A 14,129-nucleotide genomic window follows, 5' to 3' on the forward strand; every position below is an offset into this window, starting at 1 on the left:
AGCTTCAGATAGCTTTATTATCCAAAATATTTTTATATTCGGTAGATTACCGAAAACAAAACCGTTAACAGATTAGACAGCGAGAGGTCGGCCTGCAGATGATATGAATGCAGGAAAGCTATTCGATCATACTGGGGTCGGAACTGACAGGAGCGACCAGGGTGGCCCGGGTGCGCGTCAGACGTGAGAACATGAGACCAGCACAGGCATAGGCCAGAGCGAACAAGGCAACCACCGTCAGCGGAAGACCCCAAGAAGCCAGGGCTGCTGCGTTTGAATCCATAATTGATTGAACAGCGGTGTTGTACCACCAGCCTGGGGTCAGTTTGCCGATGGTCTGCATGACCGGAGGCAGAGGGCCGCCGGAACTTGACCCGGAAGTGAACATAACCACTAGGCCAAAGGTGACTCCCACGGAGTTTATGAGAGAAGAGGAGGGGTTGAACTGAGCAAGCATGAATCCAAATGATGCCGCAGAAACAGCGAATATCAGCATAGCGCCAAAGCTCAGCAGCACCCTCCCCCAGCCCAGTGAAGCCAAGGACACCCCTGATGCCGCCATGCTGAAGACAACAAGTGACGCATAGTATGTCCAGGAAACGGCTGCCAGGATGAGGGCTGCCATGAGCTCCTGCCCATTCAGACTGCTTGATCGCATTGGAGAGGCAAGCAGGCGTCGATGCCGATCAGGAGAACTGAAGGCTCCGAAGAGCGTGGCAACACAGACCGTCAGTGCCGTCATCAAGGGAAAGGCAGCCAGGCCGACTGTCATGGCGAAGCCTTTCAACAGGGCTCCATCGTCATCCTTTGGGCTGGCATGGATGCCCACATGTGGCTGGTTGCTGACATAGTGGGCTACTACATAGGCTGCCGCATCCTTTACCGCTGCGGATGAATGCCAATCCATCGAACCGTTTTGGCCAAGACCTGTCAGCAAAGCTGTACGAAAAGCATCAAAATAACTATCCACCTGCAATTGTGCCAGACTGCCACGGCTGGAGTTATAGGAGGCAGCCGTTTCAACTTTAGGGAAACCATGCGTCTTATCGCCGCTGTGAACGTGGGCAGCAGCGTCTTCAAGCGCCTCAAGGAACCGTTGGCCATATCCGGCTGGGATGATAACAGTCAAATCACTTTTGCCAGATACATTGGCATCCTGCAGGGCCTGAGGCTTATCTTCGACTGTCACCAATTGAGCCGACCTGCCCAGATACCGCTCCAAACCCTGGCCCAGCTCGCAACCAACCTGGCTACCGCAGTCCCGGTTGATGACCGCTATCTTCGCACGTGCGGGTTCAAAGCGCCCAACCGAGCTTGAGGCATTGGCCCGTACCGCAGCCTGCATATTCGTGGAGCCGACGACAATCATGATCAGGCTCATGCCCGCCAAATACAGGAGGAGATAGAACTTATGCGCCCAGATGACCCGCAGTGCTGTTTTACAAGTATTCATACCGTTGTTTCCTTAGGAGCAGACCACAGGCGGTCAGGAAGATGGCGGCCATAATGGCCAGGATGCCGCAAGTGCGGGCGAAGGGTGCCAGGCTGTCGTAGTAGACGATGTCGTAGAAGAGGTTGGAGACCTGTTTTACTGGGTTGATCATGTGGAGGATAGGAGCATGCTCCTGTATGGCATTGTTGAGGTCCATAGTCATGCTGCCGTAGAGGCCGATAAAGGTACTCAGGGTGCAGTCGATGCCTATGACCAGGCCAACCTTCGTTTCGGTGGGGAGTTTAGGAATCGCGCCCATCATAGAGCCGAAGGCGGTAGCCATAAAGGTGCCCACGGCGATGGCTATGAGTGCTATCGGGTCACGACCACCTGTTTGCACGCCGCAGACTGTGCGGACGAAGACGTAGGCGACCAGGAGGCTGACTGCTGAGATGAGCCAGGAGGCCAGGAAGGCGCCCGCTGCCTGCCGCCACTTAGGGCTGGGAGAACTGGCCCTTCGGGCTCCCAGGGCTGAAAGGTTGGGCTGAGTCCTGGCAATCATCTCAGCTGCGGTGCTGGCTCCGATAAGGCAGGCCATAGCAAGCAAGGCGAAGAAGTAGGGCGCAGTCATCGAAGGACGGATGTGCGTCAGGCGGATTTGCTTGGTGTAGGCCTGTTTGCCGGATTGCAGCAGAATTTGGTTGCCTGGCGAGGCAATGGCTGCCCTTGCGGAGTTCGCCTGGTTGAAGCTGCTCAGCGAGGCGGAAAGAATGGAGACCGCTATGCCTTCGGAGGCGGTTGCATCGGATTGGATGTTGGCGGCTTCGCGGTCAGACAGGACCATGTTGATTAATCCGTCAGAACCCGCGTACAGGTAGCCGATATCCTTCCGGGTATCCAGACGCGTGTTCGCTTCGCCCCTGGAAGGCACTATCGTCGGGATAAGCAGCTGAGTGCCGTCGGATCCTGCCTTGGGTTTCTCCGAGAGTGATGAAACCAGCTCGTCAGCGCCTGGGCTGGCTTTCCAGCTAGCGTCCGAGACTATGGAGAAATGTTGTGCCTCGGCAGTGTAGCTGTCTTGCAGGTTGCCCATGATGCCCAGCACCAGAGCGGCCAGAATGACTGGAAAGGCCAGGACCCAGAAGAGGGAGGAGGTGTTGCGTATCGAGGTCTTGACGTTGATCAGGAATGAGTTCCACATAAATAAAGCGCTCCTTACGGCAATTGAGCCTAGGGACCGCGCTCAGTCGCGCAGTTCCTTGCCGGTCAGTTCCAGGAACACGTCGTTGAGGGATGGCGGGCGGCTGGTCAGGTGGCCGTAGCTGGTCCGGGTGGATTCCAGGACCGTCAGCACATCCTGCAGGTTGTGTTCGCCCTGCCGGCAATGGATGACCAGTTCCTTGCCGTCATAGTCGACGGACTGAGCCAGAGTCAGGGCACGGATCCTGGCCAGTGTGGACTCCTGCAGATCCAGAGTCTCAACGGTGATCTGCTCGCCGGCCTCTACCATGCCCTTGAGCTCCTCAGCGGTGCCCAGGGCAATTTGACGACCATGGTCCATGATCATGATCCGCGTACAGATCTGCTCCACCTCCTCCATGTAATGGCTGGTGTAGACCACGGTGGCTCCCTGGGCATTCAGCCGTTCGATGCCCTCCAGGATGGCATTGCGGCTCTGGGGGTCAACGGCGACGGTGGGTTCGTCGAAGAAGATGAGGTCAGGCTGGTGGGCGATGCCGCAAGCAATGTTGAGCCTGCGCAGCAGACCGCCTGACAGTTTGCCGGGACGGAACTTGCGGAAGTCGCCCAGCCCCACGAAGTCGATGGCTTGCTCGACCAAGTCCTTGCGGTCGGTCTTCCTAGGCACATAGAGGGAGCAAAAATAGTCGATGTTCTCCTGCACGCTTAGTTCATTGAAGACAGCCACATTCTGTGGAACCACCCCGATATGACTTTTAAGATCGTAGGAGGTCGGGGTCATCTCCTGCCCGAAAATCCGAACCGTCCCCGATTCAAAGCTGAGCAGGGCCAGTATGCAGTTGATGGCGGTTGATTTTCCTGAGCCATTGGGGCCGAGCAGTCCGAAAACCTCGCCTTGATTGACTTCCATATCGAAGTGGTCCAAGGCCACCATGTCACCGTAGCGCTTCACCAGTGCGCCGACCTTCAAGGCAGGCTCTTGCTCACGTGAACTGTTCATGACTCCATCATCCCAGCTAGGACTGGCCCAACACCATGACAGTCGTCATCAATATTGTGGATGCACAAATCAGAACTATGACATTTGTCATGGGTGCCACTGCCTGCGGATAGGCGCAGGAACGGGTAGTCCGCCAATTACTATTAGCAACAGTAAGAGCAGCGGGGCAAGGAGACATTCATGGGCAGGATTGCTGGCTGGCTGGTCCTGCTTGGTCTGGGGACCTTATGCGGATCATGGTATGGTTCAGGGGTTTCAGGAACCCTGATCGCCGGCCTCTTGGCCTCAGTAGCCGCAGGAGCCCTGTGCGAATGGATGCTGCCAGCGCCAGGTTCCATGTGGGGTGGCGCTCTGGTGTCGCTTTTGGCAACGTTCATACCGGACTGGCTTTTCTTTTTCCCGGCCCTGGCCTTTGAGGCGGGAGTTGGATTCGGAGTCATGGTCCCGGCAACCGGATCAGCCGGCATGAAAGACTCTCGGGCCATGGCAGTCATTCTTCCAAGAAAGAAGAACCATGAGCCGGCCTGGCCCATGGTGCTCTTGGCCCTGCTGCCGGCATTCTTTTGGCTGATACCTGCCGTCACCGACCTTGTATTGGTCAGAGGCCTCACCCGACGCTTTGCCCTGCTGGCTTTGCTGACATCAGCACTGGCGCATGGCGGCGGACTCGCATGCGCCCGCCTGGCGGAGGCTAAGGAGCGTGTATGGCAGATTGAAGACACCGAGCGCTACCGGATTCGCCAACTGTACAGCCGTATCAACGACCTGGACGAGGAGAGAGCCCAGGCGACCCGGATGGCGCACTTAGCCGAGCGGACCAGGATCGCCCGAGATATTCATGACAATGTGGGCCACCAGCTCACCCGTGCCATCATGCAGATCCAGGCTGGCCGGGTGGTTGCGCAGAGCAAAGGCGATCAGAGTACCGAGCAGATACTGGGTGATGTCGGCAAGACCTTGGACGAGGCCATGACCACAATACGTCGTTCGGTGCATGACTTGGAGGATGAGGGCACCGACTTCGCATCCCAAATGGAGGATGCCGGCTCCGAGGCTTCTATGGGGCAGCTGCAGGTCGATCTGAACAACGGCATTGAGGCAGCACCTGCACCCGTGTGTCGCTGTTTGGCCACCATTATTCGCGAGGCCCTTACCAATACGGTCCGCCATTCTTCAGCTCGGTCAGCACAGATTATTCTGCGTGACCTCCCGGCCTTCTGGCAATTGGTCGTGCAGGATGACGGCGGAATTCAGCAAGCGCAGCCCCACAGCTCGCACTTAACACCAAGCAATGAACGTAAGCATGGGTCAGAGCTCCGACGAGGCATGGGGCTGGCCGACATGGAGGCCAGGGCCAGGGCTTTGGGAGGCACAGCCAACAGCGGCCCCAACCAGCAAGGATGGAAGGTCTTCGTATCCTTGCCCAAGGAACCCTGGTCAGACCACAGCGCAGCTGAGCATGTAAAGAATGGGCAGGTCATGGCATGAAAGTCGCTATCGCTGATGACGATCCGATCGTCTGCTCGTCCCTGTCAACGATTCTGACCGCAACCGGCGCTGCAGACGTGCTCTGGACCGCCAATGACGGCCAGTCAGCCTTGGATTGTTTTCAGGCTCCCGGCGGGAGGCCTGACGTGCTGCTGCTCGATGTACAGATGCCTGGCATGAATGGCCTGGAATCGGCAGAGCGCATCATCGCCATGGATTCAACTGCCCGCGTGCTTTTTCTGACGACCTTCGCGGACAAGGACTATGTTTCCCGCGCCTTGGCCTTGGGAGCCAAGGGCTATGTGATCAAGCAGGACGTAGCTTCAGTGGTTCCGGCCCTTCAAGCCGTCATGGCAGGGCAGACGGTTCTTGGAGCTGAGGCTGTAGCTAATCTGTCAATTGTCAAGCAGGACGATCAGACACAAAAGAACCCAGCTGAGCCTGTTCCCCGGCGCTTCCAAACTCTGACAGACCGCGAACGTGAAATCGTCACTCTGGTTGCCGACGGACTCGATAACCAGGCCATTGCCAGACGACTCTACCTCAGCGAGGGCACCGTTCGTAATCACATCTCCGCCATCCTGGCCAAGACCAACCTGGCCAACCGCACCCAGTTGGCCGTGGAATGGCTCTCCTCGCATGAGTCGTGAGCATGCAGCTTCTGCGATCCGGCTTCTTGACTAGCGCCTGGTCTTGAACGTTCATAGCTTTTCGATTGGCGCCAAGCGCAGCATCAGCCTCTTTGTCCCCTCGGAGCCAAAGTCCACGGTCAGAACCGAATTGTGCCCCTTGTCCTGAATATCGACCACCTTGCCCAGGCCATACTGGTCATGGGCCACCCTGTCACCCAGGGAGAAGTCCTCTATGGACAGTCCGTTCGACTTAGGCTGGGCTGAGGCTTTGCCAGCGTGTGCGGATGACGACGAGCCTGCTGTGCTGCGCCTGGTCGTGACCCTTCCGTTTCTTGAGGAGAAACTGCCGGAAGACCAAGAACCGCCGCCTCTGCGGGAGCTGTAACCCGATGATCCGAACGACCGCCGCGCGGATGTCCGCGAGCGCCCATACCCATTGCGACCAGAGCTAAAGCCAGAACCGGATCCGCCGAAAGTCTGATGACCAAACGCAAGGCCATCGCTTACATCCTCAAAGCCGCCGAATTCGTCCTCGTCGTCCCCCAGGTCCCAGCCTGCGCGCATCCGCTCGCTTCCGGCCTGCCGACGTTTCCAGTCGATCAACTCGTCAGGGATATCGTCCAGAAACTGGCTGGGCAGCATATCATTGACCTGCCCCCATTGGGAACGTACGGCCGCCCGGGTCAGGTAGAGTCGACGCTTGGCGCGGGTCACGCCCACGTAGGCCAGTCGGCGCTCCTCCTGCATCTCATCGGCATCCTCCAGGCAGCGGGAGTGAGGGAAGGTTCCTTGCTCCATGCCGGTCAGGAAGACCACCGGATACTCCAGACCCTTGGCTGTGTGCAGGGTCATCAGCGTCACCTTGCCCGAGTCGTCGCCCAGTCCTGGCAGCTGGTCCGAATCGGCCACCAGTGCCGTGGTCTCCAGGAAGCCAGCAAGCGTAGCGTCTGGCGTCTTCTGCTCGAACTCGGCGGCCACGGACTGCAACTGGCCAAGGTTCTCCAGCCGGGAGGCATCCTGCGGATCCACCGACTTGCGAAGCTCGTCCAGCATGCCGGATTCCTCCAGCACCTTCTCAACGATCTGCGATGGCTTGGTACCGTGCTCTGCAGCGAAGTCGGTCAGGGAAGTAATCAGATCCCTGAAGGCCTTCATTCGCTTGACCATGAGCGTGGAAGCCCCGGGCACCTCCTCGATATGCTGCACCCCCTCCCAGAAGGAGACATGATGCAGATCCGCATAGGAGGTAGCCGCAGCCTCGGCGCGCGCGGCCAGGCCACGCTTAGGCACATTGAGTATCCTCCGCATGTTCACGTCGTCCTGTGGGTTGGCGATGGCGTGCAGGTAGGCCAGGGCGTCCTTGATCTCCTTGCGCTCATAAAAGCGGGTCCCGCCCACCAGCTGATAAGGCAGGCCTGCGTTGATCAGCCCCTCCTCCAAGGCACGGGACTGGGCGTTGGCCCGGTACATGATGGCCATGTCGGAGTATGGAATGCCCTCCTCGCTGCGCAGCCGGGCGATCTCGGTGGCGATCCAAGCAGCCTCCTGCTGTGCGTTGTCGGCGGCATAGCCCACGATGGGCTCCCCTTTGCCCAGTGCGGTCCAGAGCTTCTTGGGCTTGCGGCCCTCGTTCTTGACGATGATGGCATTGGCTGCGTCAAGAATGGTCTGGGTTGAGCGGTAGTTCTGCTCCAGGAGGATGGTCCGGGCTCCGGGGAAGTCCTTCTCGAAGTCCCTGATGTTGCTGATGTCGGCCCCTCGGAAGGCATAGATGGACTGGTCCGAATCCCCCACCACGGTGATCCAGGCCTGATCCTGCTTGTCGGCATCAGCACCGGCCAGCTCGCGCATGAGCACGTACTGGGCGTGGTTGGTGTCCTGGTACTCGTCCACCAGCAGGTAGCGGAAGCGATGGTGGTAGTACTGTGCCACCGTTGGGGACTGCTGGAGCAGCTGGACCGTGCGCACGATCAGATCGTCGAAATCGACGGCGTTGGCCTGAGCCAGCCGATGCTCGTACTCGGCGTAGACCACGGAGTAGAGCTCCTCCTCGTTGCCGAAACGGGCGGTGATCTGCTGGCCGCGCTGCCCAGGCCGGTAGTCGGGGGCGTACTCCTGCAGCTGCGTGCGCCAGTCCTGCAGGTTGTTCTTGTAATCAGATATATGGCTGAGAATGTTTCTGGGGGTGTAGCGTTTCAGATCGATGTCAAGATCCTTGCCGATCAGCTTGATCAGGCGCTCGGAATCGGCAGTGTCATAGATGGTGAAGCCTGATCCCAGCCCGATCTCCTTGCCATCCCGCCTCAGAATGCGCACGCAGGCCGAATGGAAGGTGGACACCCACATGCGGTCGGCTACGGGACCGATCAGCCTGCGCAGACGTTCGCGCATCTCGGATGCCGCCTTATTCGTGAAGGTGATGGCCAGTATCTGGCTGGGCCAAGCGCCGAACTGGCTGAGGATCCAAGCGATCCTGCGGGTCAGCACCCTAGTCTTGCCCGAACCAGCCCCTGCCCCGATCAGCAGGGCCGGTCCCTGGTATTGAACCGCCTCGGCCTGACGATCGTTGAGCCCCTTGAGCAGCTCCTTAGCGCTGCGCTGGATCAAGTCCGGTTCCTCGTTCACAAGCCACCTCTTGCCATCTGGTCTCGGTCACCGTCACAGGCCGGATGGCGCGCACCCGGCAAACAATTATTTCTACCACAATGCGGTGTCATCGACCCTGGCGCACAGATTTGCCGACTGACATAACGGCAGGTATAAAAGACCCCGTCCGCTTTTGAGAGGGGAAAGCGAACGGGGATGAGTCGGGAAGTCGAGATGACCCAGTCAGTTGCGCATTTGGTCCTTGGCGTTGTTGACAGCCTCGGTGGCGCCCTGCTCAGCCTTGGCCTTGCCGACCTTGACATCGGCCTTGGCCTGGTCCATCTTGTCGGAGGCGGCGTCCTTGGCGTCGCCCATCTTGTCCTGGGCAGCGTCCTTGGCATCGCCCAGCTTGTCGGCAACGGCGTCCTTGGCATCGGATGCCTTGTCCATAACCGTGTCCTTTACATCGCCTGCGACGTCGGAAATCTTCTCGCCGGCAGACTTCATGGCATCCTTTGCATCATCCAGAATCCCCATATGGTCCTCCTTAGGTCCTTTAACGCATCGCGACGATGCGTGACCATTGCGGTCGATTTTCACTGTAACAGTCAGGACCTTGAATCCTTGGATTGACGGGCTGACACGCCAGGAAGACACTCCAATCCGCTGGAGGTGAAACCTGGCGGATCAGGCCAGCCTGGCGACGGTCGCAGAACGGGGTTATGTTGGTTTCTATCCGTAGGGACCATAGGGGCCCCGCTTTCATGACGACAAGGACAATGACATGCAGGAACTTGAGGAGCGAATCCGCCGCCAGGGCACGGTCAAGCCTGGCAATGTACTCAAGGTGGACGCTTTCCTCAACCATCAGTGCGACGTGCGGCTCTTCGACCACATGGGCGCCGAATGGGCCCGCCTGTTCGCAGGTCACCGTATTGACAAGATTCTCACCATCGAAGCATCCGGCATCGGCATCGCCTGCCTAGCCGCCCGCCACTTCGGCGACGTTCCGGTGGTCTTCGCCAAGAAGACCCAGTCCATCAACCTTGACGGCGACCAGTACACGGCCCGGATATACTCCTTCACCAAGCAACGGGAGTATCCCGTCATCGTGGCCAAGCGCTTCCTCAATGAGGGCGAGCATGTGCTTATTCTTGACGACTTTCTAGCCAAGGGCAATGCCCTGCACGGGCTGATCGACATCTGCCATGACGCCAAGGTCATCGTAGAGGGCATCGGCATCGCCGTGGAGAAGGGCTTCCAGGAGGGCGGCCATACCCTGCGCAAAGAGGGCTACAACCTCAAGTCCCTGGCCATCGTGGAAAGCATGGACCCGGACCAGGGCACCATCGCCTTTGCTCAGAATCCAGCCTGAGTAGGTCGGCCCCGGTTCGGGTCGCTGCAATAAGAGGGTCAGTCCACCTGATGCTCGCTGGTGCCGCCCTCCAAGACGGTCTTCACGTCGTTCAGGGAGATATTGACCATGGCAGTCACGGCGGCATCAGTGTAGAAGCCGATATGAGGCGAAACCTCGACGTTGGGCATAGCCTTGAGGGTCTCCAGGGCCTGGTTATCGACCTTGGTCCCGCTCAGATCCTTTTCGAAGATGCCGGCCTCCCCCTCGATGGTGTCGATAGCAGCACCGGCGATGGACTTGGTCTGCAGGGCCTCAATCAGAGCCGGCGTGTCCACAATGGGGCCGCGGGCCGCATTGATCAGGAAGGCCGAGGACTTCATGGCATCCAGGGCCTGCGCGTTGATCAGATGATGGGTGGTCTCGTCCAGTGGCGTATGGACGGTGACGATGTCGGCCCGCTTCAGAAGAGTAGGCAGATCCACATAATCCAGGGTGTCTGCCAGCTCAGGGCGGTGAACAGGATCGTTGGCAATCACAGTGGAGCCCAAGGCACGGAAGATCCTGGCCACGGCCGATCCGATCTTGCCGGCTCCGATGATCCCCACAGTCAGGTTGTGGATCTCGTGGGCCTGAAGCCCGTCCCAGGTATAGTCGTCCTTGGCCTCGCGAGCGCTGGCCTCCCCCAGATGCCGAACCAGACGCATGACCTGGGCCAGGACCAATTCCGAGACCGACCGGGGCGAGTAGGCAGGCACGTTGGTGACGACCAGCCCGTTATCCCGGGCAGCCTGCAGGTTGACGATGTCATACCCAGTGATCCGCAGGGTCAGCTGCTTGAGTCCATATTCCTTGAGCCGCTGGTAGAGCTCTGGTTCGGACAGAGCAGCATGCTGCTGGATGACGATGCCGTCGTATCCCTTGATCATGTCCACGGTTGTCATTCCTAGATCGCGGTCGGTGGTATCCACCTGAACGTCATTGGCTTGGGCCCAGGCCTGAATGGCCTCCTGCTCGTCGGGGCGTACTGAATACATGAGAATACTGGTCATTTTTGCTTTTCCTTAATAACTGTCTTCATTGATGGTTGTCAGATGATGATTAGCGAATGGATAGCCGGAGCAATCAGCCACGATTTTCGCGCATATAGTCGCCAATTCGCTCCACGGCAGTGTGTAGATCCTCCATGGAGGCCGCATAGGAGATGCGGACGTAGCCTTCTCCCCCAGGTCCGAAGCTTGCTCCGGGGATTACCGCCACCTTGGCCTTTCGAGCCAGGTCGTAGACGAAGCTCCAGCTGTCCCGCATGCCCTCCGGCAGCCGGGCGAAGATATAGAAGGCGCCCTTGGGATCAATGACATCCAGACCGACCTCGGGCAGGGCCTTGACCAGATAGTCCCGCCGCTTGCGATAGGCCTCGCGCATCGGATCCGTGTCATTCATGCCCTTGGTCAGAGCCTCCTGGGCCGCATACTGGGCGTTGGTGGTCACTGAAGTGATAGTGAACTCATTGACCTTGCCGATCTGGTCAATGACATCTGCGGGGCCAGCGGCGATGCCGACCCGCCATCCAGTCATGGCATGGGACTTGGAAACCCCGCTAAGAACGACCGTCTGCTCGGGCAGGATGGTGCCCATGGAGACATGAGTGCCCTGATAGGTCAGCTCGGCGTAGATCTCATCACTGAGCACGAAGAAGCCGTGTTTGCGCGCCACCTGGGCCAGAGCTTCCAGATCCTCGCGGGCATAGGTCACGCCGGTGGGATTGGTTGGATAGTTGAGCACTAGGGCCTTGACCGGGCCTTCACTGTTTTCGACGGCAGCCTCCAGCTTGTCAGGTTTGAGAATGAAATCGTCATCAGAGGTGTCGACGAAAACGGTCTTGGCGCCGCTCAGCTGAGCAATAGGAATGTAGAGCGGGAAGATAGGCGTGGGCAGAATGACCGTGTCGCCCGGGTTGATCATGGCGGTCAGACCCGAGAAGATGCCTCCGGTGGCCCCGGCAGTAATCACCATTTGCGTGTTAGGGTCGTAGTCCAGCTCGTACTTGGCGCGAAGATAGTCGGCTGCTGCCTTACGAAGACTGGGCATGCCACGACTTTCGGTGTAATGACTCCGGTTGTCTTGGATGGCCTGGATGCCCGCCTGCTTGACGTGCTCGGGCGTAAAGAAGTCCGGCTCCCCAAGGGTCAGCTTCACGATGCCGTCGATTCCGGCGATCTCTTTGTTGAACCCGAGAATGTCACTCGGTGCCAGAGCTTTGACCCTGGCATTCATATGATCCGCCAATGTCATTGGCTTGTCCTTTCCCATGCGGTTACTGCAACCATTGTCGCTGGTGCTGCCCTACCGACTATGCGGTGACGATGCACGGGAAATGCTGTCGACGACTGCAGGGCCGGTGGGTTCCGATCCATGCAACCGTTCCTACAAGGCACGCGGCGTCACAGATCGAATCCGTGCCACCAATAGGTAAATCGTGTGCCCTGCATGCTGAAACCTCCTGCGGAATCTACAATCAGCATTGTCACCAAGCGTACAGCGAAGTTTCGGCAATCCTATAAACGCGACCATTATGTGACCAATCGCTTCCATGCTCCTGACGCGACAGGCATCCAAAGAGCCTATGGCAGACGGCACAATTCAGTCGACTGCATATAGGGTCGCTCATCCTTCAAGCAGCCGCATGGCAGCCTGCGAATCCGTGATCAGCACATTGGCATAACCGCCTAGAAGCGCCGCCCGCATGGATGCTAGCTTGGAAGGCCCTCCCGCCACCAATATGGAGTAAGGCTTCTTGCGCAGCCGATAAAGCTGTATCCCCACCGTTCTCGCATCAATGCTGTCATCCGCAATGGAGCCGTCGGCAACTATAAATCGTGAAAGCACATCGCCGACAGCCTTATGCTGCAACATAGCGATCTCCCTGCGAGAAAGATATCCTAGCTTGAAGAGCATGGTATCGTCACGAACGGTTCCGCAGGTAAACACGGCGATATCGGTCCGGTCCCCCTGACGGACGATCTCGTCTATGAAACGGTCCTTGAGCACAATGTCCCGTGTCAACGCATTGTCGAAAATGACCGGCAATGGCAGCACTGTTGTGGTGGTGCCGAAGGCCATGCCGAATTTCAGGGCGATATCCGCGGCATAGTTGTTGAAGTCGGATGCGGAGACGCTCCCCTTCAGCTGAACCACCGACACATCCTTGTGCTCATTGGGCCGCAGATGATCGGCTACGGCCTTGAGGGTCCTCCCCCAGCTGATGCCCAACCGGTCGTGGTCTCCGACAATCTCGGCGAGGTAATCTGCGGTGACCGCGCCCAGTTTGCCCCTTATAACGTCTTCATCACCGGTCGAGTCATAGGCAAGCCTGACGTCGCGCAGGCCGAATGCCACTTTGAGTCTTCTGGCAAGAGACTGCAGGTCAGTCTGCGGGTCCGCGATGAGCACGCGGACAAGCCCTTCCCGTCTGGCGAAGGCCAGGAGACGCGAAACCGTAGGACGGGAAACGTTCAGTCTGCGGGCGATTGCGCTTTGGCCCAAGCCCTCTTCGTAATACCAGTGACAGACTGTGACCGCTTGATTCCTATGCTGTTCATCGTTGATCATGAAACCTTCCCTTCTCATAGTCGCGCAAAACCAACATGCAAAAGAGCTTCACGGCTTGCCAGCGATTGAGCATTCATTTTTGAACATATGTTCATCTTAGTATTTTACTTTTGTGCATTCACTGTTAGTGTGAGGTCCACAAGGAGGTAACAACCATGCAGATCAATCGCCTCATCGATCACACACTGCTCAAACCAGACGCAACGCTTGCGCAGATTGACCAGGTCATCGACGAAGCCCTGAACAACCATTTCTATTCGGTCATGGTCAATCCCTACTGGGTTTCCCACGTCCATGAACGAGTCAAGGGGTCAGATGTCCTGACTGCCTGCGTCATCGGCTTCCCCCTGGGCGCCAACACCACGGCCAGCAAGGTAGCCGAAAGCCGGGAAGCCATCGCGAACGGAGCCGATGAGCTGGATATGGTGATCAACATCGGCGAAATGGCAGGTGGTCGGGAAGACCTGGTCGCCAAGGACGTTCGTGCGGTCGTCGAGGCCGTCCACCAGGCAGGAAAGGTCATCAAGGTCATCATCGAGACTGCTATGTTTGACGATAAGCAGATCGCGCGGGCCAGCACCCTGGTGGCTGACGCAGGCGCTGATTTCGTCAAAACATCCACCGGATTTGCCAGCCGCGGCGCCAGTGTGCACGACATCGAAGTCATCAAGCAAGCAGTCAACGGAAGAATTCACATCAAGGCCGCGGGCGGCATCCATACCAGGCAGGAGGCTGAGGCCCTAATCGACGCAGGCGCCGAACGGCTGGGCACCAGCTCCAGCATGGCCATCATCGGCAAGGCCTGACTTCGGCATCCGGGGGTCC

General features: G+C 58.3%; 12 protein-coding genes. 4 read left to right on the plus strand and 8 right to left on the minus strand.

Going from position 1 to position 14,129, the window contains the following annotated elements; genetic code table 11:
- Nucleotides 1-118: 118 nt before the first annotated feature.
- From ACUIAD_RS07035 to ACUIAD_RS07045, 3 genes are read right to left on the minus strand one after another with little or no spacing between them, the layout of a single operon-like run.
- Nucleotides 119-1,453, minus strand: a complete 1,335-nt coding sequence (locus tag ACUIAD_RS07035; protein ID WP_445343163.1) for an ABC transporter permease — start codon at nt 1,451-1,453, stop codon at nt 119-121.
- A complete protein-coding gene (locus ACUIAD_RS07040) occupies nt 1,440-2,633 on the minus strand; it encodes an ABC transporter permease (protein ID WP_445343164.1) in 1,194 nt (397 codons plus the stop codon). Before ACUIAD_RS07040 ends, ACUIAD_RS07035 begins: the two co-directional genes overlap by 14 nt.
- 42 nt (nt 2,634-2,675) lie before the next feature.
- Nucleotides 2,676-3,632 carry an ATP-binding cassette domain-containing protein gene (locus tag ACUIAD_RS07045; protein WP_445343165.1) on the minus strand — a complete coding sequence of 319 codons (957 nt, stop codon included), beginning with the start codon at nt 3,630-3,632 and terminating at the stop codon, nt 2,676-2,678.
- A 180-nt stretch (nt 3,633-3,812) separates the two neighbouring features.
- On the opposite strand from ACUIAD_RS07045, the gene ACUIAD_RS07050 reads away from it, so the two are divergent.
- Nucleotides 3,813-5,120: a sensor histidine kinase gene (locus ACUIAD_RS07050; protein WP_445343166.1), complete on the plus strand. Its 1,308-nt coding sequence runs from the start codon at nt 3,813-3,815 to the stop codon at nt 5,118-5,120.
- Nucleotides 5,117-5,770: a response regulator gene (locus ACUIAD_RS07055; protein ID WP_445343167.1), complete on the plus strand. Its 654-nt coding sequence runs from the start codon at nt 5,117-5,119 to the stop codon at nt 5,768-5,770. Before ACUIAD_RS07050 ends, ACUIAD_RS07055 begins: the two co-directional genes overlap by 4 nt.
- Before the next feature lie 51 nt (nt 5,771-5,821).
- On the opposite strand, the gene ACUIAD_RS07060 is transcribed toward ACUIAD_RS07055, so the two are convergent.
- Both ACUIAD_RS07060 and ACUIAD_RS07065 read right to left on the minus strand, forming a co-directional pair.
- Entirely contained in the window at nt 5,822-8,377 is a 2,556-nt protein-coding gene (locus tag ACUIAD_RS07060; RefSeq protein ID WP_445343168.1) for a UvrD-helicase domain-containing protein, read from the minus strand.
- Nucleotides 8,378-8,581: 204 nt separating this feature from the next.
- Entirely contained in the window at nt 8,582-8,875 is a 294-nt protein-coding gene (locus ACUIAD_RS07065) for a hypothetical protein (protein ID WP_029678544.1), read from the minus strand.
- A 247-nt stretch (nt 8,876-9,122) separates the two neighbouring features.
- Between ACUIAD_RS07065 and ACUIAD_RS07070 the strand changes: the two genes are divergently transcribed.
- Nucleotides 9,123-9,713: a xanthine phosphoribosyltransferase gene (locus ACUIAD_RS07070; protein WP_445343169.1), complete on the plus strand. Its 591-nt coding sequence runs from the start codon at nt 9,123-9,125 to the stop codon at nt 9,711-9,713.
- Between the two features lie 38 nt (nt 9,714-9,751).
- On the opposite strand, the gene ACUIAD_RS07075 is transcribed toward ACUIAD_RS07070, so the two are convergent.
- From ACUIAD_RS07075 to ACUIAD_RS07085, 3 genes are all read right to left on the minus strand, one after another.
- Complete coding sequence (locus tag ACUIAD_RS07075; RefSeq protein ID WP_445343170.1) at nt 9,752-10,744, minus strand: D-2-hydroxyacid dehydrogenase; 993 nt, start codon at nt 10,742-10,744, stop codon at nt 9,752-9,754.
- A 73-nt stretch (nt 10,745-10,817) separates the two neighbouring features.
- Nucleotides 10,818-11,987, minus strand: a complete 1,170-nt coding sequence (locus tag ACUIAD_RS07080; protein ID WP_110452175.1) for an aminotransferase class I/II-fold pyridoxal phosphate-dependent enzyme — start codon at nt 11,985-11,987, stop codon at nt 10,818-10,820.
- Nucleotides 11,988-12,359: 372 nt separating this feature from the next.
- Nucleotides 12,360-13,304 carry a sugar-binding transcriptional regulator gene (locus ACUIAD_RS07085; RefSeq protein WP_110452176.1) on the minus strand — a complete coding sequence of 315 codons (945 nt, stop codon included), beginning with the start codon at nt 13,302-13,304 and terminating at the stop codon, nt 12,360-12,362.
- Nucleotides 13,305-13,459: 155 nt separating this feature from the next.
- On the opposite strand from ACUIAD_RS07085, the gene deoC reads away from it, so the two are divergent.
- On the plus strand, nt 13,460-14,110 hold the full coding sequence (gene deoC, locus ACUIAD_RS07090) for a deoxyribose-phosphate aldolase (protein WP_110452177.1): 651 nt from the start codon (nt 13,460-13,462) through the stop codon (nt 14,108-14,110).
- Nucleotides 14,111-14,129 lie beyond the last annotated feature (19 nt).

The organism is Bifidobacterium sp. ESL0819 (genome assembly GCF_052606245.1).